Annotated in this window: 26 protein-coding genes; 15 read left to right on the top strand and 11 right to left on the bottom strand. The window is 70.8% G+C overall.

What is annotated here, in order from left to right; translation table 11 throughout:
* Positions 1 to 152: 152 nt before the first annotated feature.
* On the top strand, positions 153 to 677 hold the full coding sequence (locus IEZ03_RS20345; protein WP_184880346.1) for an STAS domain-containing protein: 525 nt from the start codon (positions 153 to 155) through the stop codon (positions 675 to 677).
* Positions 678 to 886: 209 nt separating this feature from the next.
* Here the strand turns inward: IEZ03_RS20345 and IEZ03_RS20340 are convergent, their stop codons facing one another.
* Together IEZ03_RS20340 and IEZ03_RS20335 are read right to left on the bottom strand one after the other, a co-directional pair.
* A complete protein-coding gene (locus IEZ03_RS20340; protein ID WP_229808428.1) occupies positions 887 to 1,627 on the bottom strand; it encodes a GAF and ANTAR domain-containing protein in 741 nt (246 codons plus the stop codon).
* A 127-nt stretch (positions 1,628 to 1,754) separates the two neighbouring features.
* Complete coding sequence (locus IEZ03_RS20335; protein WP_184880342.1) at positions 1,755 to 2,465, bottom strand: GAF domain-containing protein; 711 nt, start codon at positions 2,463 to 2,465, stop codon at positions 1,755 to 1,757.
* 421 nt (positions 2,466 to 2,886) lie between these two features.
* On the opposite strand from IEZ03_RS20335, the gene IEZ03_RS20330 reads away from it, so the two are divergent.
* The 3 genes from IEZ03_RS20330 to IEZ03_RS20320 are packed head-to-tail and all read left to right on the top strand — an operon-like array spanning position 2,887 to position 5,637.
* On the top strand, positions 2,887 to 3,729 hold the full coding sequence (locus IEZ03_RS20330; protein ID WP_184880340.1) for a peptidoglycan-binding protein: 843 nt from the start codon (positions 2,887 to 2,889) through the stop codon (positions 3,727 to 3,729).
* 44 nt (positions 3,730 to 3,773) lie between these two features.
* On the top strand, positions 3,774 to 4,661 hold the full coding sequence (locus IEZ03_RS20325) for a peptidase inhibitor family I36 protein (protein ID WP_184880338.1): 888 nt from the start codon (positions 3,774 to 3,776) through the stop codon (positions 4,659 to 4,661).
* A gap of 34 nt (positions 4,662 to 4,695) precedes the next feature.
* Positions 4,696 to 5,637 (top strand): SpoIID/LytB domain-containing protein, encoded by a 942-nt coding sequence (locus IEZ03_RS20320; protein ID WP_184880336.1) that lies wholly within the window; start codon positions 4,696 to 4,698, stop codon positions 5,635 to 5,637.
* Positions 5,638 to 5,681: 44 nt separating this feature from the next.
* On the opposite strand, the gene IEZ03_RS20315 is transcribed toward IEZ03_RS20320, so the two are convergent.
* On the bottom strand, positions 5,682 to 6,662 hold the full coding sequence (locus tag IEZ03_RS20315; protein ID WP_229808456.1) for an NBR1-Ig-like domain-containing protein: 981 nt from the start codon (positions 6,660 to 6,662) through the stop codon (positions 5,682 to 5,684).
* Between the two features lie 1,312 nt (positions 6,663 to 7,974).
* Between IEZ03_RS20315 and IEZ03_RS20310 the strand changes: the two genes are divergently transcribed.
* From IEZ03_RS20310 to IEZ03_RS20300, 3 genes are read left to right on the top strand one after another with little or no spacing between them, the layout of a single operon-like run.
* Positions 7,975 to 8,574: a sulfite oxidase-like oxidoreductase gene (locus tag IEZ03_RS20310; RefSeq protein ID WP_184880332.1), complete on the top strand. Its 600-nt coding sequence runs from the start codon at positions 7,975 to 7,977 to the stop codon at positions 8,572 to 8,574.
* A complete protein-coding gene (locus tag IEZ03_RS20305) occupies positions 8,544 to 9,284 on the top strand; it encodes a ferredoxin reductase (protein WP_184880330.1) in 741 nt (246 codons plus the stop codon). The genes IEZ03_RS20310 and IEZ03_RS20305 overlap by 31 nt, the downstream gene beginning before the upstream one ends.
* Positions 9,285 to 9,287: 3 nt before the next feature.
* Positions 9,288 to 9,551: a DUF6510 family protein gene (locus tag IEZ03_RS20300; RefSeq protein ID WP_184880328.1), complete on the top strand. Its 264-nt coding sequence runs from the start codon at positions 9,288 to 9,290 to the stop codon at positions 9,549 to 9,551.
* Positions 9,552 to 9,648: 97 nt separating this feature from the next.
* Here the strand turns inward: IEZ03_RS20300 and msrA are convergent, their stop codons facing one another.
* Both msrA and msrB read right to left on the bottom strand, forming a co-directional pair.
* Positions 9,649 to 10,155 (bottom strand): peptide-methionine (S)-S-oxide reductase MsrA, encoded by a 507-nt coding sequence (gene msrA / locus IEZ03_RS20295; protein ID WP_184880326.1) that lies wholly within the window; start codon positions 10,153 to 10,155, stop codon positions 9,649 to 9,651.
* Between the two features lie 9 nt (positions 10,156 to 10,164).
* Positions 10,165 to 10,632, bottom strand: a complete 468-nt coding sequence (gene msrB / locus IEZ03_RS20290; RefSeq protein WP_184880325.1) for a peptide-methionine (R)-S-oxide reductase MsrB — start codon at positions 10,630 to 10,632, stop codon at positions 10,165 to 10,167.
* A 389-nt stretch (positions 10,633 to 11,021) separates the two neighbouring features.
* On the opposite strand from msrB, the gene IEZ03_RS20285 reads away from it, so the two are divergent.
* From IEZ03_RS20285 to IEZ03_RS20255, 7 genes are all read left to right on the top strand, one after another.
* On the top strand, positions 11,022 to 11,939 hold the full coding sequence (locus IEZ03_RS20285; RefSeq protein WP_184880323.1) for an NADP-dependent oxidoreductase: 918 nt from the start codon (positions 11,022 to 11,024) through the stop codon (positions 11,937 to 11,939).
* 76 nt (positions 11,940 to 12,015) lie between these two features.
* Complete coding sequence (locus IEZ03_RS20280; protein WP_221480552.1) at positions 12,016 to 12,645, top strand: TetR/AcrR family transcriptional regulator; 630 nt, start codon at positions 12,016 to 12,018, stop codon at positions 12,643 to 12,645.
* Between the two features lie 427 nt (positions 12,646 to 13,072).
* Complete coding sequence (locus IEZ03_RS20275) at positions 13,073 to 14,770, top strand: sensor histidine kinase (RefSeq protein WP_184880321.1); 1,698 nt, start codon at positions 13,073 to 13,075, stop codon at positions 14,768 to 14,770.
* A gap of 92 nt (positions 14,771 to 14,862) precedes the next feature.
* On the top strand, positions 14,863 to 15,276 hold the full coding sequence (locus tag IEZ03_RS20270) for a roadblock/LC7 domain-containing protein (protein WP_184890329.1): 414 nt from the start codon (positions 14,863 to 14,865) through the stop codon (positions 15,274 to 15,276).
* Positions 15,273 to 15,638 carry a DUF742 domain-containing protein gene (locus IEZ03_RS20265; protein WP_184880319.1) on the top strand — a complete coding sequence of 122 codons (366 nt, stop codon included), beginning with the start codon at positions 15,273 to 15,275 and terminating at the stop codon, positions 15,636 to 15,638. Before IEZ03_RS20270 ends, IEZ03_RS20265 begins: the two co-directional genes overlap by 4 nt.
* Positions 15,619 to 16,263 carry a GTP-binding protein gene (locus tag IEZ03_RS20260; RefSeq protein WP_184880317.1) on the top strand — a complete coding sequence of 215 codons (645 nt, stop codon included), beginning with the start codon at positions 15,619 to 15,621 and terminating at the stop codon, positions 16,261 to 16,263. Before IEZ03_RS20265 ends, IEZ03_RS20260 begins: the two co-directional genes overlap by 20 nt.
* A complete protein-coding gene (locus IEZ03_RS20255) occupies positions 16,260 to 17,540 on the top strand; it encodes a cytochrome P450 (RefSeq protein WP_184880315.1) in 1,281 nt (426 codons plus the stop codon). The genes IEZ03_RS20260 and IEZ03_RS20255 overlap by 4 nt, the downstream gene beginning before the upstream one ends.
* Here the strand turns inward: IEZ03_RS20255 and IEZ03_RS20250 are convergent.
* The 6 genes from IEZ03_RS20250 to IEZ03_RS20225 form a co-directional block, all read right to left on the bottom strand.
* Positions 17,524 to 18,741: a cytochrome P450 gene (locus IEZ03_RS20250; protein WP_184880313.1), complete on the bottom strand. Its 1,218-nt coding sequence runs from the start codon at positions 18,739 to 18,741 to the stop codon at positions 17,524 to 17,526. The genes IEZ03_RS20255 and IEZ03_RS20250 overlap by 17 nt on opposite strands.
* A 205-nt stretch (positions 18,742 to 18,946) precedes the next feature.
* Positions 18,947 to 19,939 carry a LacI family DNA-binding transcriptional regulator gene (locus IEZ03_RS20245; protein WP_184880311.1) on the bottom strand — a complete coding sequence of 331 codons (993 nt, stop codon included), beginning with the start codon at positions 19,937 to 19,939 and terminating at the stop codon, positions 18,947 to 18,949.
* Complete coding sequence (locus IEZ03_RS20240) at positions 19,936 to 21,351, bottom strand: GH1 family beta-glucosidase (RefSeq protein WP_184880309.1); 1,416 nt, start codon at positions 21,349 to 21,351, stop codon at positions 19,936 to 19,938. The genes IEZ03_RS20245 and IEZ03_RS20240 overlap by 4 nt, the downstream gene beginning before the upstream one ends.
* 35 nt (positions 21,352 to 21,386) lie before the next feature.
* A complete protein-coding gene (locus IEZ03_RS20235; protein WP_229808427.1) occupies positions 21,387 to 22,268 on the bottom strand; it encodes a carbohydrate ABC transporter permease in 882 nt (293 codons plus the stop codon).
* A complete protein-coding gene (locus tag IEZ03_RS20230) occupies positions 22,265 to 23,236 on the bottom strand; it encodes a carbohydrate ABC transporter permease (protein ID WP_184880307.1) in 972 nt (323 codons plus the stop codon). Before IEZ03_RS20230 ends, IEZ03_RS20235 begins: the two co-directional genes overlap by 4 nt.
* Complete coding sequence (locus tag IEZ03_RS20225) at positions 23,233 to 24,534, bottom strand: ABC transporter substrate-binding protein (RefSeq protein ID WP_184880305.1); 1,302 nt, start codon at positions 24,532 to 24,534, stop codon at positions 23,233 to 23,235. The genes IEZ03_RS20230 and IEZ03_RS20225 overlap by 4 nt, the downstream gene beginning before the upstream one ends.
* A gap of 331 nt (positions 24,535 to 24,865) precedes the next feature.
* On the opposite strand from IEZ03_RS20225, the gene IEZ03_RS20220 reads away from it, so the two are divergent.
* Positions 24,866 to 26,209 (top strand): glycoside hydrolase family 16 protein, encoded by a 1,344-nt coding sequence (locus IEZ03_RS20220; protein ID WP_229808426.1) that lies wholly within the window; start codon positions 24,866 to 24,868, stop codon positions 26,207 to 26,209.
* Positions 26,210 to 26,411: the final 202 nt, after the last annotated feature.

The raw sequence follows: 26,411 nt of genomic DNA, 5'->3' as shown, positions 1-26,411 counted from the left end.
AGCAGGCGTGCCCGCTCGCGCTCCACACTGACCGGGTCGCAGGGTTAGACCGCAGGTCATGAGCGGCCTATGCTGCGTGCGACGGCGGAAGTCTTCTGCCGGACCGCTCCAGACCCTGGCGGCGTAGTGGGTACGCTCCAGGGAGGGTCGTCATGACGGCATTCGAACCATCGCCCCCGTCCGCCGTTCCACAGGCACGGCGGACGCGGCCGCACACCACGACCGGCGACCGCGGCGGAGCCGGGGCGCAGGTCAGTCTCCGCCGGACGGACGTCGAGTGCGGTGCCGGGTCGACCGCGACGCTGCTGACACTCGCCGGAGAGATCGACGCTTCCAACAGCGGCTGGCTGACCGTCCGGCTCAGCAACATGATCACCGACGCGTCCACCGGCCACGCCGGCGCCGCCCCGAGCAGCGGTGTTGTCATCGACCTCACGCGCCTCAGGTTCTGCGACGCCGGCGGCATCACGGTCCTGGTCAAGGCTTTCAAGCACGCCCGCAATCAGCGGCTGGTCCTGAGCCTGGCCGGAGCCACAGGGCGGGTCGACCGCGTTCTCCGCCTCGTCGGCATCGACGACGTCATCACCCTGCATCCGGAGCCGGCGGACGCGTTGGCGGCGCTGCGCCGACGTGCCGGCGGCACGGCTCGGCAACCGGAAAGCGCCCCCGGCGGCTGACCTGCCATGCGCTCCGTTCTGAGTGGAGGCATGGGGTCGGGGTAGTTCGGGTATCCGGTGCGCTCCAGAAGCGGAGACACCCAGCGAGGAGGCAAGGGTCGAGACCAGGATCCGCTCGCCGGCCCCGGCGTCCGCAGTGTGGACCGGTGGTTTCCGATCCTGGCCGGTGTGTCGCTGCCGGCGCCGCCCTTCCCGTCATCGTTCCGCGGTCAACCGTGGCCGGCGCGGCGGCTGGGATCGTGCGGCGCGTGCAGGAAGTCCACCACGGCGGGGTCGTCGTCGATGACGGCTTGCGCGAGGTCGGCGAGTTTGCGGTTGGTGTTGCGGGCCTGGGCGCGCAGGGCGGCGAAGGCCTGGTCGAGTGAGATCTGGTGGCGTTCGGCGAGCATGCCCTTGGCCTGCTCGATGATCACACGGCTGTTGAGCGCGATCTGCAGTTGCTGGGACAGCAGCTGATGTTCGCGGGCCGCGCGTTCGCCCAGGATGCCGATGGTGGCCACGTCGGCCATCGCCTGCCCGAGCGACTGGATCGTGCTCGCCTCGTCGACGGCAAGGACGGTGGAGGGGGCGGTGAACAGGTTCATCGCGCCGATGATCCGCTCTCGCATACGCATCGGCAACGCCACTACGCCCCCGTAACCGGCGTCAAGGGCCGCGGGGGTGAACAGCGGCCACCGGGCGGCTTCGGCTGCCAGGTCGGCGACCCTGACGGGCCGGCCGGTGGCGAAGCAGTCCAGGCAGGGGCCCTGCCGGGCTTGGAGCTGGAACAACTCCAGCAGCCGGGTCTGTTCGGTGGAGGCCGCGATCACCTGCAGCTCGTCGGCCTGGTCCGTCAGCAGGATCCCGGCCGCCTCCACCTCCAGCAGTTCCACGCAGCGCTCGGCCAGCCGGTGCAGGAACTCGATGAGATCGAAGTCGACCACCAGGGTGTCTGCCAGCTCGACGAACACCTCAGCGAGTCGTTGTTGCTGTGGCATGACTGCTCAATCCGTTTCCTCGCCCCAGTGGCTGGGGGTCCTGTCGTGTTACGTCGTCTCTGGTTGACCGCGGTGGTCGTCGTGTCGATCCATCCTGTCGTCAGCCTTCGGGAAGGTCGTCGGGGTGGAACCGCAGCCGCCGGTCCACCACCTGGCGGGCCAGCACGGCCAGGGGGACGCCGTCGGTGAAGGCGCGGGCGCGCAACGCCGCGAACGCGTCCTGCAGACCGACGCCGAGCTGGACGGCGACCATCCCGGTCGCCTGGTACACCTCGATCCTGCCCTCGCCCGGCCCGCCCAGCGGCCACGCGCCCTGGTCCGAGGTCGCGCCGTCCGGCGAGGTCCGGTCCGCGGCCAGCATCACCGCCACCGCCGTGCGGCACAGCGTCACGGCGTCGGCGACCTGCTCCGCGGTCAGCGGTCCCGGCATGACCCGGTACAGGGTGAGGGTGCCCAGCCGGATCGCCCCCACCTGCAGCGGAAAGGCGAACATCGCCCGTACCCCGGCCGTCGTGGCCACCGGCGCGAACACCGGCCACCGGGAGGCGCCGGCCGGCGAGGAGACATCGGCGACCAGCACCTGGCCTCCAGAGGTGCCGGCCTCGATGCCCGGACCTTCCCCCAGGGTGAACTGCTGCTCCTCCAAGAGCGCGGCTACCGCGTCGGTGGCGTGCGCCCGCTGCCGCCGGTCCGGCCGGGTCGCCACCGACACCGCCGCCCCGTCCACCGCCACCGCCACCACCGCCGCCTGACACACGTGCGCGGGGGACACCATCTCCCCGTCCGCGCACCCGGCGACCAGCTCCCACAACCGGGCCGCCCGCGCCTCACCCGCCGTCGGTATCGCCGCTCACCGCCCCCGCTGTCCGAAGCGACCGGATGGCCACACCTTGAACCCAGCGTCCCACAGCCTCCCGAACAGCATCGATGGGCGCTGAAACGCTTCAGGTCCACGCACCGCAGCCCGGCCGCCTTCGTGCCGCTCTGGGGGGCGGCCGGCAGAGCGCCCAGGTCGGTGAATCCGCGGTCGGCGAGCCCGCCGTCGGCGGGGCTGGGCCTGGGGGCGGTGTGCCGGGCGCGGTTCGGCGCCTGGTGGAGACCGTGTCCGGCTGTACGGGGGTGTCCGGCGGACAGGCTGACAACACGGATCTTCTTGAGGACAACCTGAGCCATCGGTGACGGTGGCCTCAGTCGCGGGCTTCGCTCCCCTTGGCCCGCATTCAGGAGATCACATGAACCTGCCGTCCTCTGCCGCCGCCCTTCTGGGGGCGGTCTTGCTCACTTCGCTGACCGGGGCGTCCGGGACGCCGGCGCAGGCAGCCGGGGCCAAGGCGCTTCCGAACGTGAACATGGAGGCCACCGTCAAGGCGGCCCAGATCGACCCGCGGCGGGCCGGCAGCGCGTTGACCCCGGGCGCCAAGGCCAGCGTCCTGCTCGTCGAGCGGGCGCTGCGCGACCGGAACCTGCTGGACGCCCAGTGGGTGGACGGCCACTTCGGCACCACGACGGTCGCCGCCTACGCGAAGTACCAGAAGTCGCTCGGCTACACCGGGCTCGACGCCAACGGCCTGCCCGGCAAGACGTCCCTCGCCAAGCTCGGAGCCGGCCGCTTCACGGTCACCCGCGTCATCGGCCCGGGCGCCCGCGTCTCCACCGGCGGCGTCCTCGTCAACACCCGCACGCGGGACATGCTGGCCGAGGCGGAGCGGCTGCTCGGCCGCGACCTCGTGCTCGATCAGGGGTCGTACAACCCCGGCGGCGACCCCACGTCCGCGGGCACCCATGACGGCGGCGGCGTCGTCGACATCTCGGTCGAGGGGATGAGCCCCGCCGTCCGCACCGCGGCCGCCCGCGCGCTGCGCCGGGTCGGCTTCGCGGCCTGGGTGCGCAGCCCCGAGCAGGGCGACTGGCCGTGGCACATCCACGCCGCCGCCATCAGCGACACCGACCTCTCCAGTCAGGCCCAGCACCAGACGGGCGACTACTACCTCGGCCTCAACGGGCTCGCCGGCCGTAATCCGGACGACGGCCCGCAGGTGGCCATCCGCACCTGGGAGGAGTACCAGCGCCGCTGAACTCCTCCGCCAAGCCCAGGATTCGCGAACAGAAGGAGAGAAGTATGAGCACGCTCAACAAGGTCCTCACCGCGACGACCGCCGCCGTCGCGCTCGGCGGGGCGGCGGTCGCCCTCGCGGCACCCGCCTCGGCCGCGGCCCGCAACGGCGTCTGCGAGAGCGGCGAGTTCTGCTACTACTACAACAGCAACAACGCGGGATCGGTCTCCGACTTCGCGGGATCGATCGCCAACTACGGCACCGAGCAGCCGTCCTGCTACGACTTCAAAGGCCCCGGCAACGGCAAGGGCCTGTGCATCAAGAACGAGGCCGCCTCGGTCTGGAACCGCAGCACCAAGACCGTCCGGGTCTACTACAACAGCAACTACGGCGGCACCTACCAGGACTTCAAGGCCGGCGCCAAGGGCAACCTCAACGCCACCCTGAAGAACCAGAACGCCTCCCACCAGTTCTCGCCGTCGTCGCGCACGAAGATGACGACCGGCCTGTACAAGGCGAGCGGCGGCCGGATCACCTGCGGCTTCGACGGCTACACGTCCACGCCCGGCCGGCACGAGGGGATCGACATCGCGCGCGGCGTCGGCTCGGACGTGCACGCCCTCGTGGCCGGCAAGGTCATCTACATCGCGCGCGGCGCCAACGGCAGCGGCGGCCTCTCCACGATCTCCATCTACAACGCCTCGCTGAACAAGACCGTGATCTACCTGCACACCGCCCCGCGCTCGTCGCTGGCGGTGGGCCAGTCGATCAGCCGCGGCCAGACCATCGCGGACGAGGCGTGGCGCGGGGTGTCGTCCAGCTCGGCCGCGCACACCCACGTCGAGATGCGCCTCGGACGGCAGACCCACGCGGCCAAGAGCGTCAACGACCCGACCCTCGACAACCCGAACCCGACCTCGTTCTGGCACGCCCGGGGCTACAACATCTCCTAGCCCGCCGCGTCCCCACCAGAACAGGAAGACGACTGTGTCGACACGAACAGCGCGACTGATCCCGCGGCTCACCGCGGCGACCGCCGCGGTGGCGCTCGGCGGGACGGTGCTCATCCCGGCGACGTCCGCCGCCGCGGCGGGCCGCGACGGCGTCTGCGAGAGCGGCGAGTTCTGCTACTACTACAACAGCGACAACGCGGGGTCGGTCTCGGACTTCGCGGGATCGATCGCCGATTACGGCACCGAGCAGCCGTCCTGCTACGACTTCAAAGGCCCCGGCAACGGCAAGGGCCTGTGCATCAAGAACGAGGCCGCCTCGGTCTGGAACCGCAGCGGCAAGACCGTCCGCGTCTACTACAACAGCAACTACGGCGGCACCTACCAGGACTTCAAGGCCGGAGCCAAGGGCAACCTCAACGCCACCCTGAAGAACCAGAACGCGTCCCACCGGTTCTTGAGCTCCGGATCGACCGGCTGCAAGACCGACGGCACGCACACCAAGCTGCCCACGACGATCCTCGTGTACCGGGTCTCGCTCGACCGGGTGGACCGGGTGGCGTTCAAGACCTACGTCAAGAACGTCCTGCCCAACGAGTGGGTGACGAGCTGGCCGCAGGAGTCCCTCAAGGCCGGGGCGATGGCGGTCAAGAGCTACGGCTGGTACTGGGCGCTGCACTCGACGCGCAAGACGTCGGACGGCCGGTGCTTCGACGTCTACGACACCACGTCGAGCCAGGTGTACAAGCCCGGCTCCGCGAAGGCGTCGACCAGCTCCGCGGTGGACGCGACGTGGGGCACCCGGATGACCCGCGGCGGAAAGATCCTCCAGGCCCACTACTGCTCCACGACGACGGCGTGCGGCGCATGGGTCACCGGAGACTGGATGTCGCAGTACGGCTCCCGCGACAAGGCCAACGCGGGCTGGGCCTACTCCAGGATCCTCAAGGCCTACTACAGCGGGATCACCCTCTCCTGATCCCGCGCTCCCCGGTTCCCCGCCGCGCCCGCCGCGGCGGGGAACTAGGGTCCGTCGACGATGACCTGGAAGTTGACGGGCCGGTTTCCGGGGAACGCGACCTGTCCCGCCGCGTCCACCATCTTGAACCGCACATAGCAGAGGCCCGGTTTCTTCGGCGTGGTGATCTGGGTCCGGATGTCGACCATCTTTCCCGGCGGCGTGTCGTCGATCGGCACGTCGGAGATGGTCTGGCAATGATCGGCCTGCTGCGGGACGTCGAGGCGGCGCAGCGAATACCCCTCCCACGGCACTTTCCCGGCGTTCTTGAGCCGCCACACCTTGGTCACGGTCTTGCCTCCGCCGACGTGCGTGCAGTCGGGCAAGGTGATGTCCGCTATGAAGGCGGCCGCGTCGCCCTTGTGCGTGGGCGGCGCGGGCGGCGGATTGGTCGCCTTCACCGGGCAGTCGGCCGGCGACAGCGCGGCCTTGGACCGGCCGTCGACGGGCTTCAGCCCGTCCTCGCCGGCCCCGGCGTCGCGGTTGACGACGACCGCGACGACGATCACCGCCCCCGCGCCGACGACCACCGCGGCCAGCGCGCCCAACCGCCCGACCCGAAACCGCCCCCGCGCGGCGGCGGCGCCTAACCGCCCATCGTCGGCGACCTGTTCCGGAGGCATGGGCACCAAGGCCGACGGCTTGATGTCGACGTCAACGGGACGCGGTTCCACGGCGCTTGCGGCCGCGACTTCACCGGCCGGACGAGCGACCTCCGCCTTGCGCGCGCTCACCGACCTGACCGCCTGGTTCGCCGCCTCCCAGCGCTCGCGGAACTCGTCCGGATCCGCGCCGCACGCCTTGACGAACTCTACGGTGGTCCCCCAGCTCGGGAGCCGGTTTCCCTTCGTGGCTTCATGCAACGTTGTGTGCGAGATTGCCCCGGATCGCCCGGACATCTCCCGGAAAGGTGGGCTACCGACCGACTCGCGCAGTTCCCGCAGCGCCGCCGCGAAGCCCTCGATCGCCTCCGCCTGTGCACGCATGTCGTCCACCGGGTGAAGCTAACAGCGCCCCGCCCTCCCCTCAACCTCCAAAGACCCATCCATGATCATCCGTAACGCACTTGAATCCCAACAGGACTCCGCCCGCCCGGCGGAGGTCAGATCCGTGCCGGAACCGTGCCGTGTCGACGCCCGGTGAGCGTTCACCAAGGTGAACGGTCAGAATCGACCGCAGCTCGCGATGATCGACCTGGCCGGGACGGCACCGGTGCTGTCCACCTGGGAGACCGACGCGTACGCCGACGCGTGCAGCCCCGCGTACGACGCCTACATGAGAGGCATGGACTTCTCTCCCGGCGGCTCCTACTTCGTCGTCGTGACCACCGGAGGGGGCGGCTTCGGCACGGAGGCGCTCTGCGACTCCGCCGCCCGGTGGGAGACCGGCCGGTCGGGCCTGTCGAAGGACATCCCCTGGAACCCGACACGCACCCGAGGTCACGGGGTGGAGGCCCTCGTCGCCACGGCCGGAGGTGACCTGCTCGTCGGGAGCGACACCGACAGCCTCGGCGGCGAGTACCACGACGCCGATTGGTGGTCGTGTGGTGGTGGGATTGGGAATCTGCTGGAATGCCGACGATGGATCTTCGGTTCGGACCGCGACACCAATCGCGCCTGGTGCTGGAACGGTGACCGATGGTCGCCCCAAGCGATGCGGCCCGCTCGGCGCAGCGGCTTCTGGGACGTCGCCGTCGTGGGCGGCCACCGCCTGGTGGCCACAGGACCCGGTTTCCTCCAGACCTGGGACGGTCGGCGCTGGCAGAACTTGACGGCGCCATCACCGCCGCAGCGCCTCGCCGCGGCCTCCGCCACCCACATATGGGGCGTATGGCCGAGTAACACGTTCCGCCGCCGGCAAGGCGATCACTGGGTGAACACGCCCGTGCCCGGATTAGCTCGACCCGCGGAAGACAAATGGCCTGAGGGGCATAGGTCTCACCCATGTGGCGCCCGACGGGAGTGGTGGCATTTGGATCGCCACGACCACGTCGTACCTGCTGCACCGCTCTTCCAACGGCACGTGGGCCCGAGTCCCCCTCCCCGAGAAGTGGGGGACGAACATACTGTTCCGGTCGATGGCGAACGCGGAGGGCTCGTCCGCGATGTGGGCGGTCGCCGAAGCACTACCCGGTGGTGGAGCACCGAGCACGCTTCTCGTCCTGAGCCTGAATCCACGTGTGCCGTGAAGCGCTGGGCTTCGAGCGCGGCAGTGAGACGGGGGGCGGGCTGGTTTCGGTGGTGGGGTGTGCGGGCATGGCGTTCGCGTCGATTCCCTCCGGCCGGGAAGGGGGTTGTGATGGGGATCGTTTCGCCGGGCTTTCGCGGGCGTGGGCGCGGGAGGGACGTCAAGCTTCCTCCCGGTCAGTACCTGACGGAGGACTTCCCGGTCCTGTCGGCCGGTCCTACGCCGCGGGTCGGCAAGGACGACTGGGAGTTCACCGTCACGACCGAGAGCGGCCGGGAGTACAGCTGGGACTGGCGCCAGTTCATGGAGCTGCCCAGCGAGACGCCGACCGTCGACATCCACTGCGTCACCAAATGGTCCAAGCTCGGCACCCGGTGGCAAGGGGTGTCACTGGACACGCTGCTGGCCGACGTGGACACCGCCGCCGACTACGTGCTCGCCCACTCCTACGGTGGCTACACCACCAACATGCCGCTTGAGGACGTCCTGGACGGGCAGGCGTGGATCGCGTACCGCTTCGACGGCGAGGATCTCCCCGCCGAGCACGGGGGTCCGGCCCGCCTGCTGGTGCCGCACCTGTACTTCTGGAAGTCCGCCAAGTGGGTGCGCGGCCTCCGCCTGCTCGACCAGGACGAGCCGGGCTTCTGGGAGACGGCCGGTTACCACGACTACGGGGACCCATGGCGCGAACAGCGGTACCAAGGCGACTGACCTGGCGCGTCGCCCGGCTCACCGAGACACGGACCGAGACGCCCACCGCCGAGACACTGGTCTTCGACGTGCCGGACTGGCCCGGCCACGCGGCGGGCCAGCACGTCGACGTACGGCTCACCGCCGAGGACGGCTACAGCGCCCAGCGCAGCTACTCGATCGCCGCGCCCGCCGACGGCGACCGGGTCGAGCTGACCGTGCAGCGCGTGCCGGACGGCGAGGTCTCGTCCTACCTGGCCGGGGGCCTGTCGCGCGGCGACCCGGTGGAGATCCGCGGGCCGGTGGGCGGCTGGTTCGTCTGGCGCCCGGAGTCCACGGCGCCGGTGCTGCTGGTCGCCGGCGGGTCGGGGATCGTGCCGCTGACGGCGATGATCCGCGCCCGCGGGCAGGCCGGCAGCCGCACCCCGTTCCGGCTCGTCTACTCGGTGCGGACGCCCGCCGACCGGTACTACAGGGCCGAACTGCGCCGCGGAGCCCCCGGCCTGGACGTCGCCTACCTCTACACCCGCGAGGCGCCCGACGGCGGACGGCCGCCCGGACGGCTCACGGTCGCCGACCTCAACAGCCACGGGTGGCCCGCCGATTTCGAGCCGGACTGCTTCGTCTGCGGCCCGACCGGGTTCGTGGAAACGGCCGCCGACCTGCTGCTGGCCCTCGGCCACGACGCCCGCAAGATCAAGACCGAGCGATTCGGCCCGACAGGAGGCTGACGGATGAGCGACGACTACCAGGACGGGAACGCGCTGGCCGGCCCGCTGGGCGAGATCCTCGCGTTCGACGTCACCACCGCCGAAGCCAGCTGCGCGTGCTGCGCCCGCACCGGCCCGGTCGCGACCCTGCGTCTCTACAAACGCGCCCCGGGACTCGTCGCCCGCTGCCCCGCCTGCGAAGAGGTCGTCCTGCGCATGGTCCGGACACCGGACGCGGCGTGGCTCGACATGCGCGGCATCACCTCGCTGCGCATTCCCCTTCCTTGATACTGGCGGACGCGAACCCTTTCGCCGGGCCGGTTCCGCGGGCCGACCACCACGGCCGGGCCGGCCCGCGGAACCGGGGTCCGCGGGCCGGCGGGTGTCAGGCCGTCTCCCGCTTGGGGAGCTTCCACCCCGGGCGGGGGAAGTGGCAGGTGTAGCCGTTGGGGTAGTTCTGCAGGTAGTTCTGGTGCTCGGGCTCGGCCTCCCAGAAGTCGCCCGCCGGGGCGACCTCGGTGACGACCTCGCCGGGCCACAGACCCGAGGCGTCGACGTCGGCGATCGTGTCCTCGGCGACGCGCTTCTGCTCGTCGCTGGTGTAGAAGATCGCCGAGCGGTAGCTCATGCCGATGTCGTTGCCCTGGCGGTTCTTCGTCGAAGGGTCGTGGATCTGGAAGAAGAATTCCAGCAGCGCACGGAAGTCGGTCTGCTCGGGGTCGTAGACGACCTCGATGGACTCCGCGTGAGTGCCGTGGTCGCGGTAGGTGGCGTTCGGGACGTCGCCGCCGCTGTACCCGACGCGCGTGGACACGACACCGGGCTGGTGGCGGAACAGCTCTTCCATGCCCCAGAAGCAGCCGCCGGCGAGGATCGCCTTCTCGTAATTCACGTCGTCTCCTTACTTGCCCTCGGTGTCACTCGTGAACAGGGTCCGGTACTCGCCATACCCTGCCTCCTCCAGGTCGTCGAGGTGAATGAACCGCAACGACGCGGAGTTGATGCAGTAGCGCAGGCCGCCCTTGTCGGCGGGGCCGTCGGGGAAGATGTGGCCGAGGTGGCTGTCCCCGTGCAGTGAGCGGGCCTCCGTCCGGATCATTCCGTGGCCGGAGTCTTCTCGCTCGACGACGTTCGTCCGGGCGATCGGCTTCGTGAAGCTCGGCCAGCCGGTGCCGCTGTCGTACTTGTCGGCGGATGCGAACAGCGGCTCGCCGGACACGACGTCGACGTAGATGCCGGGTTCGTGGTTGTCCCAGTAGGCGTTGGCGAACGGGCGCTCGGTGCCGTCCTGCTGAGTCACGCGGTACTGCTCCGGATCGAGCCGCGAGACGGCTTCCGGGTTCTTGTGGTACTGGGTCTGCCGGGTCACGGCTCTCCCTTCCCGGCCTTGCGGCGTGAGACTGCGGAACCAGGTGGAACGCACCTGGACGCACAGGTACAGACGCTCGGCGGCCCGATTGTATTCCCCGCCCAACTGGACCCTAAGGTCCTAAGATCTTTCAACTTCGGACCGACGCCACCCGAGGTCATCCCGGCATCTCCCGCCCCCATAGTCGGGCACAACGCAACTGGAGACCCGCCGGGCGGCGCGGACGTCCCAGCATCATTGGACCATCAAGTCCATAATCGACCGAGCCTCGACAGGCCCTCCCATAGCGACCGACCGTCCGATGTGGACCGACTGACGATGGCGGGGAACCAGTGCTGGTGAACGGCGATGTCGTGCGGGCAAGGACTGAAGCGAGGGAGGTGCGTTCGATGAAGGCGATCGTGGTGACGGACGAGGCCGCGGGGACGGCCGGGATGACGCTGGTGGAGCGGCCGGAGCCGGAGCCGGCGGGCAACGATGTCGTCGTTCGGGTCCATGCGTCGGGATTCACTCCCGGCGAGCTGACATGGCCCGGAACCTGGACGGATCGCCTCGGCCGTGACCGGACGCCGTCGATTCCCGGGCACGAGTTGGCCGGGGTGGTCAGCGCTCTCGGCTACGGCACGAGGGGGCTGTCGGTGGGACAGCGGGTGTTCGGGCTCACCGACTGGACCCGCGACGGCACTCTGGCGGAGTACACGGCCGTCGAGGCGCGCAACCTCGCGCCGCTGCCCGGCGATGTCGACTTCACGGTGGGCGCGAGCCTGCCGATCTCGGGCTTGACCGCGTGGCAGGGACTGTTCGTGCACGGCCGTTTCCAGGTGGGGCAGAGCATCCTCGTCCACGGCGCGGCCGGCGGAGTCGGCTCGATGGTGACGCAGCTCGCCCGGCAGGCCGGCGCCTACGTCATCGGCACCGGACGAGCCGCCGACCGGCAGCCGGCGCTCGACTTCGGCGCGCGGGAGTTCGTCGACCTCGACAACGACTCGCTGGACGACGCCGGCGGAGTCGATCTCGTGTTCGACGTCATCGGCGGAGACATCGGGAAGCGGTCCGCACGCCTGATCCGGCCCGGAGGAATGCTGGTGACCATCGCGGGCCCGCCCGAGGCGCGCCCCGCCGACGGCCTGGCGGTCGACTTCGTCGTCGAGGCCGATCGCGCGCAACTGAGCGAGATCGTCGAGCGGGTGCGGGACGGGCGGCTGCGGACGAACATCGGCCGCGTGGCGCCCCTCGACGACGCGGTCGCCGCCTTCACCCCGACCGAACGGATCAAGGGAAAGACGATCATCCGCGTCCATCCGTGAGGGCCCTCGGCCGCCGCCCGGGGGCGGACACTCGGCGCGCCCGGCCCCGATCATCCCGGCCGGTAGCCTTGCCTGCGTGACCGGGTCGCAGAGTGCCGAGCAGAGGCCGAGGCTGACGCGTCGCGGCGCGGCGACCAGGCGGCGCATCATCGAGGCCGCGGCCGAGCTCATGTACGTGCGGGGCGTCAGTTCGACCACCCTCGACGAGGTCCGCGCCGCCAGCGCGACGAGCAAGTCTCAGCTCTACAAGCACTTCGCCGACAAGGAGCAGCTGGTCCGCGCCGTGGTCCGGCTCCGCGCGGAAGAGATCATGGAGCGCGAGCACGCTGCGCTACAGCGCCTCAGATCGTTCAACGGCCTGGTTCGGTGGAGGGACGCGCTCGTCCAGCGCAACGCCCTGCAAAAGGGCGCGTACGGCTGCATCCTCGGTTCGATCGCCGGCGAGGTCTCCGACCAGGACGAGGTCGCCCGCATTGCCCTCGCGGAGACCTTCGAAGCGTGGGAACAGCTCATCGAGGCCGGCCTGCGTCGCATGCAGGAGGCCCGGACACTCGCCGCCGAAGCCGATCCCCAGCAACTTGCGATCGGCCTGATTGCAGCGCTGCAAGGGGGCTATCTGCTGGCCCAGACCGCCCATGACATCAGGCCCATGGAGATTGCCCTAGACATGGCGCTCGACCATGTCAGATTGTACGTCTCGACCTGATAAGCGCGGCGTTCACCTGCCACCAATCACCCCCGCAACGCGACTGTCCGTCGGTGGGGTGAATCCGCGGAGGCGGCCGATGATGATCGTTTAGGACTGCCGCTTCGGCGAGCGTTTCCTGATCACGGACCGGTCCCGCGATGCGGGCGGATCTCCGGTTGGGCGGGCCTTAGGAATTGGAACGGTCCACGGCCTTTGCCCGGGGATTCTTCCGATTAGGGTGATCGTCCTTGAAGTTGGGTATTCGGAGCAAATTGGACAGTCGTTCGCTGAAGTATCTCCCCTTACTCCCGTGTCTTCGTGCATCATGGGTTGCGCCCCATTTCGGGGTTCGTGCGTGTTGAGGTCCGCATCCGGGTTGACGCCCACTGTCCACAGGGCTTGCGCACGATTCATCAGCCAGCCCCTCGCTCAAAGGACAGGATGGATGCCGGTACCCGCAGGCCGATTCCGCATCGAGCGCGCTCCGCTGGAACGCGCACTCCTGGCGTGGCTCATCACGGCGATCGTCGGCGGCAGCGCCTGGCTGGCCGCTCTCCTCGCCGTCGGCCCGCACTCCCGCTCCCTGGTCGCGGCCGGCGGGGGGACCATGGTCCTCGCGCTCAGCGCCGCCGTCGCGGTCGCCGTGTACTTCGCCGCGGACAACCGGCGGCTGCAGGGCCGGCTGGCGCAGATCAGCGTCCAGGACGACCGGCTGGAGCGGCAGCTCGCGGAGCTGGTCGACGGGCCGCTGCCCACCCTGGTCGCCCGGCTGCGCGACGGCGCCCCGCCCGAGAAGGTGCTGGTCGGCTTCCCGCCGGTGACCGACCGGGCCCTCGGACGGCTGCTGCGCATCGTCGTGGACGGCCTCGCGGCCGGCCAGCGCGCGGAGGCGCAGGTGCGGGCGGAGTCGGCCGCACTGGACGCGGAGGTGGCCTGGCTCGCCGACACCGCGCTGCCCGCCCTGGCCACCCGGATCAGGCAGGACCGGGCCGCCGTGCCCGCCGTCCTGGCCGAGCTCACGGAACCCGCCCACGACTCGACGCGGCGCGTCCTGCACCGGGTCGCCGAGGACCTCGCCGAGGGCGAGCGGACCAGCGCCGCCGCGCTGGCGGCCTGCGCGAGCGCCGCCGCGCGGATCCAGGCGCGGACGACCCGGATGCTCGGCGAGCTGCGCGAGCTGGAGGACCGCTACGGCGACGACAAGGTCTTCGGCGACCTGCTCGGCCTCGACCACGACGTCTCCCAGCTGGGCCGGCTGGCCGACAGCATCGCGCTGCTCAGCGGCGGCCGGTCGGGGCGGCGCTGGACCAAGCCGATCGTCATGGAGAGCGTGCTGCGCGGCGCCATGGGCCGGATCGGCGCGTACCAGCGCGTCCAGTACCACCTGACCAGCACCGCCGCGGTCGCCGGCTTCGCCGCGGAGGGCGTGATCCACGCGCTGGCGGAGCTGATGGACAACGCCGCCAACTTCTCCCCGCAGGGCAGCATCGTGCACGTGTACGTCGAGGAGGAGGACGCGGGGATCCTCGTCACGATCGAGGACGGCGGCCTGGGCATGCGGCAGCGCGAACGGCAGCGCGCCGAGCGGCTCGTCTCCGAGGCCGCCGACCTCAGCTCGCTGCCCGGCACCAGGCTCGGCCTGGCCGTCGTCGGCCGGCTCGCCCGCAAGCACGACCTGCGGGTCAGCTTCCGCCCGTCCTCGCGCGGCGGCATCGGCGTGATCGTGCTGATCCCCGCCAAGCTCATCGTCTACACCCCGCCCGAGGCCGCGGACGCGGAGTACGCCGCCGTTCCCGCGGCGCGCCGTCCGGTGGAGCCGAAGCGCGAGGTCACGATGCCCCAGTCGGACGGCATGGAATCCGATGATCTGGTCCTGCCCAAACGCAGACGCGGCGCGGCCCTCGCGAGCGCGCCCGCGGGACGGCCCGCGGCGAGCGAGCCCCGTCCGCGCGACACCGGGACCCGGTTCGCCGCGTTCCGCCAGTCCGCGGCCGGCGCCCCGGCCGCGTCCGCGGCCGAGCCGGACGAGGCCGGGACCGAGGTGACCGGGAGCGGGAGAACAGGCACCGGGAGAACAGGCACCGGGGGGACCGGCTCAGGGGGGACCGGCTCGGGGGGGACCGGGCCCGCCGCGGACGAGTGAGATCCGCGGCAGGCCCCGCGGAGAACGACGGACAGCAGGATCCACAGATGGGAGGAGGGGCGTCCCCGGACCACCGGCCGCCCTGGGAACGGATGAACACCGATCAGCGTGATCTTGACTGGTTGCTCGCGGGCCTCGTGGACCGCGCACCGGGTGCCCGGCACGTCCTGGTGCTGTCCAGCGACGGCCTCAAGATCTGCTTCACGGCCGGCCTCGACGAGGACCGGGCGGACCAGCTCGCCGCCATCGCGTCCGGCATCCAGAGCCTGTCGCTGAGCGCGTCCGCCGAGTTCGGCGAGGGCCTCGGAGCGGGTCAGTCGATGGTGGAGTTCGCCGGCGGCGTCCTGCTCATCGTCCCGGCCGGCCAGGGCGCGCACCTGGCCGTGGTCGCGGACGAGATCGCCGACGTCGGCCTGGTGGGGCACTGCATGAACGAGCTGGTCGAGCAGATCGGCGGATACCTGACGGCCGCGCCACGCAGACTCGAGCACGACGTCCGCTCATGAACCCCCGCCCTCTCGACAGGGAGGACCCCGACCGGCTCTACACCGTGACGCGGGGACGCTCCGAGGCGGGCGACGACACGCTCGACCTGGTGGCGCTGATCGTCGCCGAGGACGAGCCCGAGCCCGGCATGCAGTCCGAGCACGCCGCGATCCTGCGGCTCTGCCGCGGCAACCCGGTCGCGGTCGTCGAGCTGTCCGCCCGGTTGCGGCTGCCGGTGAGCGTGATGAAGATCCTGCTGCTCGACCTGCGCGACATGGGCCGCATCACCGTCCGCCATCCGTCCTCGGCCGCCGCCCCAACCGCGTACGCGGCCGACCTGGAAACGCTGAAGCAGGTGCTCGTTGGACTCGAAAGCATTTGACCCGGCAGCGGGCGCACAGCCCGGCGACCGGTTCGCCGGGACGCCGCTGCGGCAGACCGCGCGGGACGCGCTGAAGATCGTGATCGTCGGCGGATTCGGCGTCGGCAAGACCACCATGGTCGGCTCGGTGAGCGAGATCAGGCCGCTCAGCACCGAGGAGACCATGACGCGGGCCGGGATCGGGATCGACGACCCCGGCCGGGTCGAGTCGAAGCGCACCACCACGGTCGCCTTCGACTTCGGCCGCATCTCGCTGGACGAGCAGCGGGTGCTCTACCTGTTCGGGGCGCCCGGCCAGGAGCGGTTCTGGTTCCTGTGGGATCAGCTGTTCTCCGGAAGCCTCGGCGCCATCGTCCTGGTGGACACGCGCCGGCTGGAGGAGTGCTTCTACAGCGTCGACCGCCTCGAAGCGCACGCCATGCCGTTCGTGGTGGCGGTCAACCGGTTCGACGGCCCGCGGCCGCGGCTCGACCGGGTCCGGGACGCGCTCTCCCTCGACGACGGGATCCCGCTGGTCGAGTGCGACGCCCGCACCCGGGAGTCCTCCAAGTCCGTGCTGATCACGCTCGTCCGGCACCTCACCCATCTCCGCGAACCGTCCGCCGTCCAGGAGGTCGCACCGTGACCGAATCGTCCGTCCCGTCGTCCGCCCCCGCCGGGGACAGCCCGCAGGACGACGGCGCCGTGCGGCTGTACGGGGCCGCCGTCGCCCGGGACCCCGACACGCTCTACCGCGAACTGCGCCGGGACCACGGCCCCGTGGTCCCGGTCCTGCTGGACGGCGACGTCCCCGCGTGGTTCGTCGTCGGCTACCGGGAGGTCAACCACATCACCAGCAACCCCATGCTGTTCGCGCGCGACTGCCGGCGCTGGAACGCCTGGGACCAGGTCCCCGACGACTGGCCGCTCATGCCCTACGTCGGGTGGACGCCGTCGGTGATGTTCGCCGAGGGGGAGGAGCACCAGCGGCGGGCCGGCGCGATCGGCGACGCCCTCGACGCCGTCCACCGCACCGAGCTCGCCGCCATCTGCGAGGAGCTCGCCGACGGGCTCATCGACGAGTTCGCCGGGACCGGGGAGGCCGACCTCGTCGACCAGTACTCGCACCGCATCCCGCTGCTGGTCATCGCCCGGCTCTTCGGGCTGCCCGACTCCGACGTGCCCGCCCTCGTGCAGGACGTCGCCGAGTCCCTGGACGCCGACGAGAAGGCCGTCGCGGCGCACCAGCGCATCCAGCAGCGCATGACGGACCTGGTCGCCGAGCGGCGGCAGCGCCCGGGGCCGGACTTCCCGTCCCGGCTGCTGGCGCATCCGGCCGGGCTCAGCGCCGAAGAGGTGATCATCGACCTGCTGGTGGTGATGGCCGCCGCGCAGCAGCCCACCGGCAACTGGATCGGCAACGCCCTGCGGCTGATGCTGGTCGACGACCACTTCTCCATGACGTTCCAGGGCGGCAGGAGCAGCGTCGACCAGGCGCTCACCCAGGTGCTCTGGGAGGACACCCCCACCCAGAACTTCATCGGCCGCTGGGCGGTGCACGGCTGCCGGCTCGGGGGGCGCGACATCCGCGCCGGCGACCTGCTGGTCATGGGGCTGGCCGCGGCGAACGCCGACCCCCAGGTCAGGCCCGAGGCCGGCGCCGCCACCGGCAACCGCGCGCACCTGTCGTTCGGGCACGGCGAGCACGGCTGCCCGTTCCCCGCCCCCGAGCACGCCGAGGTCATCGCGCGGACGGCCATCGAGGTGCTGCTCGACCGCCTGCCGGACATCGAGCTGGCCGTCGCGCCGGACGGCCTGGAGTGGCGGCCGTCCTTCTGGATGCGGGGCCTGCACTCGCTCCCCGTCACCTTCAGCCCGGCCGCCCACCGGCTCGGCGCGGTGCCGTTCAGCCCTGGGGCGTGAACTCCAGCGGCAGGCGCGCGGGGCCGCGGGTGAACACACCGTGTTCGACCGGGTCGGCCCCGGCCGCCAGCCGGACGTCGGGCATGGCGTCCAGCAGCATGTTCGTCCCGACCTCGATCTCCGTCTTGGCCAGCAGCGCGCCGACGCAGAAGTGCCGTCCCAGCGCGAACGCCAGGTGGTCGGCCGCGGCGGAGAACGCGCTCGTGGTGGTCAGGTCGTCCCGGAAGATGTCGAAGCGGCCGGGGTCCCGGTAGCGCTCGGGGTCCCGGTTGGCCGCGCCGATCAGGCAGGTGACCGTGCTGCCGGCGGGGATCGTCCCGCCGGTGACCGCCACGTCCTCGGCCGGCTGCCGCATGATCATGTGGACGGGCGGCGAGTAGCGCAGCGTCTCGGCGAACGCCCGCGGGATCAGCTCGCGGTCCCGCTGCACGGCCGCGAGCTGGTCCGGGTGGGCGAGCAGGTTCGCGAACAGCGCGGAGACGGCCTTGTCGGTCGTCTCGCCGCCCGCGGCCAGGAGCAGGCTGACGAACGCCTTGATGTCCTCGTCGCTCATCCGCGTCCCGTCGATCTCCGCCAGGCACAGCCGCGACAGCAGGTCGTCCCCGGGCTCCTCGCGGCGGCGGGCGATGATCGGGAGCATGTAGGCGGCGAGTTCCTCCCGGGTCCGCAGCCCGGCCTCCGCGACCTCGGGATCCTGGGCGAGGTTCCCCAGGAACGCGATGATCGAGGTGTACCAGCGCTGGAACCGCGCGTGGTCCGCCTGGTCGAGCCCGAGCATGTCGACGATGACATTGATCGGGAAGTGCGTGCTGAACTGGCCTACCAGTTCCACCTTTCCCGCGTCGCGGAAATCGTCGATCAGGGTGCGCGCGTTCCGCTCGATGACCGGCAGGAATTTGTCCCGCAGCTCGTCACCGCGGAACGCGGGCGCCACCAGGCCCCGCCGGACCGCGTGCTCCCGGCCGCTGAGCTGCAGAATCGTCCGCCCGTGCACGGGTTCGAGCTGCCAGTCGTAATTCGCGGTGGTGAACACCGGGTCCCGGAAGGCCCGCGCCACGTCCTCGTACCGTGAGATCACGTAGCTCTGCGTCCCCTCATGCCAGAAGAGCGGCGCCTTCTCGCGCAGCACTCCATAGGCGCTGTAGGGGTCGGCGGCAAAGCCGTCCGCCAAGATATCGGGAAGTTCCGGACTGGTGGTCATTCCACTCCCATGAACGTGATTCGGTCACCGCTGCCGAGATTAGGAACCCACCGGGGTAAAGTCCAGATAACCCGGGTTTCGGACACGCTAACGACCGACCGAAATCGACCGCTTCAACTCCAGACCCGATCGCAGGGGTCACGCAGAAGAGGTGGCGGCGTCGGGCTTCTCCTGAGTCCGACGAGGGCACCCGCTCGCTTGCGGGTCAGGTGGAGTCGCGGACGATGAGGTCGGTGGGGAAGATCACCGGGTCCGCCTTGTCGTCGACTCCGTCGACGAGCATCTGGACGATGGTCTTGGCGACCTCGGCGATCGGCTGCCGGACGGTGGTGAGCGGCGGATCGGTGAAGCGGGCGGCGTCGATGTCGTCGAAGCCGACGACGGCGACGTCCTCGGGCACGCGGCGGCCCGACTTCCGCAGCGTGTACAGGGCGCCGATCGCCATCAGGTCGCTCGCGGCGAACACCGCGTCGAGGTCGGGGTCGTCCTCCAGGAGCTGGCTCATCGCGGCCGCCCCCGACTCGCGGGTGAAGTCCCCGATGGCGGCCAGCGACCGGCGGCCGCTGTCGGAGAGCAGCTCGCGGTAGCCGGCCAGCCGGTCCAGCGCCGCGGACATGTCGGGCGGGCCGCTGATGGTGGCGATGCGCCGCCGGCCCCGGGACAGGAGGTGCTGCACGGCGGCCCGCGCGCCCCCGGTGTTGTCGGCGTCGCAGTACGGGGGCCTCGCCGTGGACACCGGCCGGCCGTGCGACACCACGGGCACGCCCGTCCGCAGGAGCGCCGCGGGCAGCGGGTCCGCGCCGTGCTGGGACAGCAGGATGACGCCGTCCACGTGGCCGCCCGCGACGTACCGCTCGACCCTCGCCTGCCCCGCCGGCGACGACGGCATCATCAGCACGACCTGCCTGTCGACGGCCTCCAGCTCCTGGCTCACCGTGCGGATGACCTGGGAGAAGAAGGGGTCGTCGGAGAAGACGCGGGCGGGCGGCTCGGAGACCACCAGCCCGATCGACCCGGTGCGCTGGGTGACCAGGCTGCGGGCCGCCGAGTTCGGGACGTAGCCGAGCTCCTCCACAGCACGCAGCACGGTCGCGCGGATCTCGGGGTTCACGGTGTCGGATCCGTTGACCACGCGCGACACCGTGGCGCGGGAGACCCCCGCCCTGGCCGCCACGGCCTCCAGCGTGGGACGTCTCATGCCGGTTCTCCCCCGAGTCCGTTGCGGGCGATGACGTCGCGGAACCACCGCGCGCTGTCCTTGGGCAGGCGGCGCCCGTCGGCGTAGTCGACGTAGACGATGCCGAACCTCTTGCCGTAGCCCTCGGCCCACTCGAAATTGTCCAGAAGCGACCATACGAGATACCCGCGCAGGTCCGCACCGGCGGTGAGCGCGGCGTGCGCGGCGCGCAGATGCCCGTCGAGGTACCGGATGCGGGCGTCGTCGCGCACCCGCCCGTCCGCGTCGGGGACGTCGTCGAACGCCGCGCCGTTCTCGGTGACGACGAGCGGCACGCCCGGGTAGTCGCGGCTGAGCCGGACCAGCAGGTCGCCCAGGCCGTCCGGGACGATGGGCCAGCCCATCGCCGTGAGCGGCGGCACGGCCGGCGGGAACGCGATGCCCGCGCAGCCGGGGTAGGCGGGGTTCGGCGGGGTGCCGGGGGCGGCCGCAACGTAGGTGGGGTTGTAGTAGTTGATGCCGAGTGAGTCGATCGGCTCGGCGATCACGGTCAGGTCGTCACCGCGGACGTGGTCGAGTCCCCCGTGCCGGGCCGCCACCGCCAGGACCGGCTCGGCGTACGCGCCGTGCAGCACCGGGTCGAGGAACTGCCGGTTCAGCATCGCGTCCACCAGGTCGGCGGCGGCCGCGTCCTGCTCCGAGGTGCCGCCCGCGACGATCGGGGCGAGGTTGAGGGTCAGCGAGACGCGGCGAGCCCCGCCGTCCCGCAGCCGCCGCGTGGCCAGGCCGTGCGCCACGAGCAGGTGGTGCGCGGCGCGGAAGGCGTCGGCGGCGCTGGTCCGGCCGGGGGCGTGCACGCCCGCCGCGTACCCGAGGTACGCGGCCACCCATGGCTCGTTGACCGTCGTCCAGGTGTCGACGCGGTCGGCGAGGCGGTCGTGCACGATGCCGGTGTAGTCCGCGAAGCGCAGCGCGGTGTCGCGGGCCGTCCAGCCGCCGCGGTCCTCCAGCGCCTGCGGCAGGTCCCAGTGGTAGAGGGTGGCGTACGGCGTGATCCCGGCCTGGAGCACCTCGTCGACCAGCCGGTCGTAGAAGCCGATGCCGCGCGGGTTGACCGGGCCGGAGCCGTCGGGCTGCACCCGCGGCCAGGCCACCGAGAAGCGGTAGGCGGGCAGGCCCAGGCCGGCCATCAGGCCGATGTCGTCGCGGAACCGGTGGTAGTGGTCGCATGCCACGTCGCCGGTGTCCCCGCCCGCGACCTTGCCCGGGACGCGGCTGAAGGTGTCCCAGATCGAGGGGCCGCGTCCGTCGTCCCGCGCCGCGCCCTCGATCTGGTACGCCGCGGTGGCGGCGCCCCAGACGAAGCCGGGTGGGAAGGCCAGGGGCCGGGCGTCGGTCTGGGGCGTGTCGGTATCGGGCGTGGTGGCCGTCATCGTTCTGGCTGGTCTCTCCGCTGGCGAGTGGTGGCTCATGCTTTGAGGGCGCCGTCCATGATCCCGCTGATGATCTGCCGCCCGAACAGCACGAAGACGGCGAGCAGCGGCAGCGTTGCCACCGCGGTGCCGGTGAACATCAGCGAGTAGTCCGTGTAGTAGGCGCCGTTCAGCAGGTTGAGGGAGTACTGGACGGTGGGGTTGTCGGGGTCGAGCACGGCCAGCGGCCAGATGAACTCGTTCCAGGTCTGCATGAACGTGAAGAGGCCGAGGACGGCCATGGCCGGGCGCATGACGGGCAGGACCACGCTCCAGTAGATGCGGAAGGTCGAGCAGCCGTCGATGCGGGCGCTCTCGATCAGCTCGTCGGGGAGGGCCTGCATCGTGTACTGCCGCATCATGAACACGCCGAACCCGGTCACCAGGAACGGCACGATGACGGCCTGCAGCTCCCCCGTCCAGCCGATCTCGGCCATCAGCATGTACAGCGGGATGATGCCCATCTGCACCGGCACCATCATCGTCGCCAGCATGACCAGGAGCAGCGCGCCGCGGCCGCGGAAGCGCAGCTTGGCGAAGGCGAAGCCGGCGAGCGAGGCGAACAGCAGCGTGGAGACGGTGACCGTCGTGGCGGCGATGGCGGAGTTGACCAGCCCGAGGGTGAAGTGCGCCTGCTCGTTGCCGAACAGCCGGGACAGGTTGCGGCCGAGCTCGCCGCCCGGGACGAGCGGCGGCGGCGTCGAGCCGACGACGTCGTTCGTGCGGGTCGCGACGACGAGCATCCAGTAGATGGGGAACACCGACAGCACGATCGTCGCCAGCAGCGTGATCCGGGTGAGGGGCCCGGCGTTCCACAGCCCCGCGACGGCGCCGCCGCGCCGCGCCCGGGGCCTCCCGGGCGTCTTCTGGATCATCATTTGGTTCCTCCCATGCGGCGCAGCCACACGAAGTTGAGGAGGGATCCGAGCAGGATGAGCATGAAGATCATCCAGGAGACGGCGGACGCGTAGCCGTAGTCGAACCGCCGGAAGGCGTTCTCGAACATGTACATCGTGACCGTCTGGAACTGCCGCAGCGATCCCCCGGCCATGTCGCCGTTGCCGAACAGCAGCGGCTCGGTGAACAGCTGGAACCCGCCGATCGTGGAGACGATCGCGGTGAAGATGATGGTCGGCCGCAGCATCGGCAGCGTGATCGACCAGAACTGGCGGGCGCGGGAGGCGCCGTCGATCGCCGCGGCCTCGTACAGGTCGCGCGGGATCGACTGCATCGCGGCCAGGTAGATCAGCGCGTTGTAGCCCGTCCAGCGCCAGTCGACCATCACCGAGATCGCCAGCCAGGACGTCCAGCGCCGCGCGGTCCAGTCGAGGTTCTCCACCCCGAACCAGCCGAGCACCCAGTTGACCATGCCGAAGTCCCGGCTGAACAGCTGCCCGAAGACGATCGCCACCGCGGCGATCGAGGTGACCATCGGGACGAGCACCCCCATGCGCACCAGCGTCCGCGCGCGCATCCGCTGGTTGAGCGCGTTCGCCAGCACCAGCGCGAGCAGCAGCTGCGGGACGGTGGCGATGACGAACATGCCGAGGGTGTTGCGGACCGCGTTCCAGAACTGCGGGTCGGTCAGGACGAGCCGGAAGTTCTCCAGGCCCACGAACTCGCGGGTGCCGAGCAGTTCCCAGTCGTGCAGGGCCACCCAGACCGTGTAGCCCATCGGGAAGAGCCCGAAGAGGAAGAAGAGCAGGAAGTACGGGGAGATGAACAGGTAGGGCGAGAGCTTCACGTCCCACCGGGCGAGCACGGTGCGCGCCCCGCGCCGCGGGGGCGGGGGCCCGGGCGGACGGACCGCCCGGGCTCCCGCGCGGGAGCCGATGGAGACCGTCATCGAGCCTCGCGTTCGGCGTCGTCGAGGGCCTTCTCCCATGCCGCGTCGGGCGCCAGCCTGCCCTGCTCCAGCGCGAGCAGCGCGTCCTCGAAGCGCTGCTGCACCGGGTTGGTGTCGGCCCCGAGGTAGAGCGGCTTGATCGCCTTGGCGCCGCGGGCGTAGATCTGCCCGACCGGGGCGTCGTTGAAGTACTCGTTCTTGAACGACGTCACCGCGGGGTCGTCCAGCGCCTGCGGGGACGAGGGCAGGTTGTTGCGCGCCTTGAACGCGGCGATCTGGCTCTGCACGCCGGTCAGGTACTTGGCCAGCTCGGCCGCCTCCGCGGCGTGCCGGCTCTGCTTCGGCACCGCAAGGAACGAGCCGCCGCGGCTGCCGGAGCCGCCCGGGATCGCCGCGACGTCCCACTTGCCGGACGCCTCCGCACCCGCGTTCTCCTTGATGACGCCCAGCATCCAGGACGGGCACGCGATGGTCGCGAACTTGGCCTGCTTGAACCCGGAGCCCCAGCTGGGCTCGAACGACTTCAGCCCGGCCGACAGCCCGGCCTGCTGGATCCGCAGGGTCGTGTCCCACGCGCTCCTGACCGGGGGGTTGCTGTCGGCCACGAGCTTGCCGGAGGTGTCGAAGAACGTGTAGCCGGCGCTCTGGCTCGCGGTCTGGGCGAGGATCGTGTTGAAGAGGTTCACCGAGCCGTCGACGAACTTGGAGTCCTTGACCTCGGCGGCGTACTTCCGGCCGGTGTCGATGTAGGCGTCCCAGGTCGGCCAGAGCTCGCCGACCTCGGCGCGGTCGGTCGGCAGGCCCGCCTTCTCGAACAGGTCGGTGCGGTAGCACATGGCGAGGCCGCCGATGTCGGTGCCCAGGCCGACCAGGTACTTGCCGTCGGGGCTGAGCGCCTGCCTCCACTTCCAGTCGAGGAATCCGGCCTTGAGCGAGCCCGCCCCGTGGTCGAGCAGGTTCACGAACTTGTCGGGGCTGGCCATGAACTTGGTGAGGATCCCCTCCTCGATGGCGACGACGTCGCCGGCGCCGCTGCCCGCGGCGATCCACTGCTCCAGGCGGGGCAGGTACTCGTCGAGCTGCACCACGTTGCGGTGCTTGATCTTGATGCCGGGGTGGTCGGCCTCGTACCGCTTGAACAGCTCCTCGTAGCCGAAGGTGCTGAAGGTGTCGACGGTGAGCGTGACGGTGCCGTCCGAGCCGGCGTCGGAGCCCGCGTCTCCGCAGGCGGAGAGGCCGAGCGCCATGACGGCGACGGAGGCGAGGCCGGAGACGAGACGGCGGTGAGATCTGCGCATGGCTGTCCTCGGGGGAAGGTTTCGGGACCAACCTGGTTGGCTGAGAGAGCGCTCTCGCAGAGAATGGCTTCACCTGCCAGGACTGTCAAGAGAGCGACGCTCCAGATGGAAACGGCCGAAGAAGTCGCTGGACATAGTGCCTGTTCAGAGGTGTTGTGCGTTCCAGAACATGAAAGAGAGCGCTCTCTAGCCCTTGACGGCTCCGCGTGGACGAACGACATTGGCCCCACCAGAGGGCAGGCACCCCCGCGCCTGCTCCACCCCAACTCTGGAGGCCCCCGCCATGACCCCATCGAGACGTCCACGCCTCTGGCGCAGGTGCGCTCTCGCCGTGGCCGCCGCCGCGCTCCCCGCGGCGGTCGCGACCGCCGCGCCGGCCCCGCCGGCCGGCGCATCCGTCCCACCGCCCCCGGACGGCTGGAGCCTGGTCTGGAGCGACGACTTCGACGGCCCCGCCGGCGCGCGCCCCTCGTCCGCGAACTGGATCATCGACACCGGCCACGGCTATCCGGGCGGCCCCGCGAACTGGGGCACCGGCGAGATCCAGCGCTATACCGCCGACCCCGCCAACATCGGCCTGGACGGCGGCGGCAACCTGCGGATCACCCCGGTCAAGTCCTCCTCGGGCGAGTGGACGTCGGCGCGCATCGAGACCCAGCGCACCGATTTCAAGCCCGCCGACGGCCGCGTCCTGCGCATCGAGGGACGCCTCCAGATGCCCAACGTCACCGGCAGCCAGGCCCTCGGCTACTGGCCGGCGTTCTGGGCCCTCGGCTCCCCGTACCGGGGGAACTACCAGAACTGGCCGGCGATCGGCGAGTTCGACATCATGGAGAACGTCAACGGGATCAACTCGGTCTGGGGCGTCCTGCACTGCGGCACCAACCCAGGCGGGGCGTGCAACGAGTCCACCGGGATCGGCGCCAGCCGCACCTGCCCGGGGTCGACCTGCCAGTCGGCGATGCACACCTTCCGCTTCGAGTGGGACCGCAGCGCCAGCCCCAACCAGCTGCGCTGGTACGTGGACGGCCAGCAGTACCACAGCGTCAGCCAGAGCCAGCTCGACGCCACCACGTGGGCGAACATGACCCAGCACGCCGGGTACTTCCTGCTGCTCAACGTGGCCATGGGCGGCGCGTTCCCCAACGGCGTCGCCGGGCACGGCACGCCCACCGCCGACACCGTCTCGGGGCGCCCCATGCTCGTCGACTACGTCGCGGTCTGGCAGAGCGGCGGCGGCACCACCCCTGAGCCGGGGGACCCCGTCGACGCGCGCTCGATCATCCAGGCCGAGAGCCGGCAGGCCCAGTCGGGCACGCAGCTCGAGACCACGACCGACTCCGGCGGCGGCCAGAACGTCGGCTACATCGGCAACGGCGACTGGCTGCGCTACGACGACGTCGCCTTCGGCGGCACCGCGGCGACGCAGTTCAAGGCGAGGGTCGCCTCCGGCGCGTCAGCGGGGGTGAGCGGTCTGGTGCAGGTCCGGCTGGACAGCCCGACGGGCCCGGTGCTCGGCGGCTTCGCGGTCGGCGACACCGGCGGCTGGCAGAGCTGGCGGACGATACCCGCCAACATCTCGGGCGTGACCGGCACCCGCACCGTCTACATCACGTTCAGCAGCGGCCAGCCGGCCGACTTCGTCAACCTCAACTGGTTCACGTTCTCCAGCTGAGGATCACCACCGACCGCCGCCGGGCCCGCCGAGGGTTCGGCGGCGGTGCCGTGGTCCCGGCCGGCCTCGCGGGAAAAGGGTTGGACGCGGGAAGCGCGGGCTTATAGGTTTCGGTCGACGTGACATCGCTTGAGGAGGTGAGACCCATGAACGTTGCAGCGAAGTGGGTGCTCCCCCTTCCCGTCACGGTCGGCGATTGAGG

Source organism: Actinomadura livida, assembly GCF_014648675.1.
GTDB classification, from domain to species: domain Bacteria; phylum Actinomycetota; class Actinomycetes; order Streptosporangiales; family Streptosporangiaceae; genus Spirillospora; species Spirillospora livida.
This window is presented reverse-complemented; position numbering and strand designations above follow the sequence as displayed.

Coding starts and splice junctions, on each gene's coding strand:
- IEZ03_RS20345 (WP_184880346.1), top strand. CDS start 153: ATGACGGCATTCGAACCATCGCCCCCGTCCGCCGTTCCACAGGCACGG.
- IEZ03_RS20330 (WP_184880340.1), top strand. CDS start 2,887: ATGAACCTGCCGTCCTCTGCCGCCGCCCTTCTGGGGGCGGTCTTGCTC.
- IEZ03_RS20325 (WP_184880338.1), top strand. CDS start 3,774: ATGAGCACGCTCAACAAGGTCCTCACCGCGACGACCGCCGCCGTCGCG.
- IEZ03_RS20315 (WP_229808456.1), bottom strand. CDS start 6,662: ATGCGTGCACAGGCGGAGGCGATCGAGGGCTTCGCGGCGGCGCTGCGG.
- IEZ03_RS20310 (WP_184880332.1), top strand. CDS start 7,975: ATGGGGATCGTTTCGCCGGGCTTTCGCGGGCGTGGGCGCGGGAGGGAC.
- IEZ03_RS20305 (WP_184880330.1), top strand. CDS start 8,544: ATGGCGCGAACAGCGGTACCAAGGCGACTGACCTGGCGCGTCGCCCGG.
- IEZ03_RS20300 (WP_184880328.1), top strand. CDS start 9,288: ATGAGCGACGACTACCAGGACGGGAACGCGCTGGCCGGCCCGCTGGGC.
- IEZ03_RS20285 (WP_184880323.1), top strand. CDS start 11,022: ATGAAGGCGATCGTGGTGACGGACGAGGCCGCGGGGACGGCCGGGATG.
- IEZ03_RS20275 (WP_184880321.1), top strand. CDS start 13,073: ATGCCGGTACCCGCAGGCCGATTCCGCATCGAGCGCGCTCCGCTGGAA.
- IEZ03_RS20270 (WP_184890329.1), top strand. CDS start 14,863: ATGAACACCGATCAGCGTGATCTTGACTGGTTGCTCGCGGGCCTCGTG.
- IEZ03_RS20265 (WP_184880319.1), top strand. CDS start 15,273: ATGAACCCCCGCCCTCTCGACAGGGAGGACCCCGACCGGCTCTACACC.
- IEZ03_RS20250 (WP_184880313.1), bottom strand. CDS start 18,741: ATGACCACCAGTCCGGAACTTCCCGATATCTTGGCGGACGGCTTTGCC.
- IEZ03_RS20245 (WP_184880311.1), bottom strand. CDS start 19,939: ATGAGACGTCCCACGCTGGAGGCCGTGGCGGCCAGGGCGGGGGTCTCC.
- IEZ03_RS20240 (WP_184880309.1), bottom strand. CDS start 21,351: ATGACGGCCACCACGCCCGATACCGACACGCCCCAGACCGACGCCCGG.
- IEZ03_RS20235 (WP_229808427.1), bottom strand. CDS start 22,268: ATGATGATCCAGAAGACGCCCGGGAGGCCCCGGGCGCGGCGCGGCGGC.
- IEZ03_RS20230 (WP_184880307.1), bottom strand. CDS start 23,236: ATGACGGTCTCCATCGGCTCCCGCGCGGGAGCCCGGGCGGTCCGTCCG.
- IEZ03_RS20225 (WP_184880305.1), bottom strand. CDS start 24,534: ATGCGCAGATCTCACCGCCGTCTCGTCTCCGGCCTCGCCTCCGTCGCC.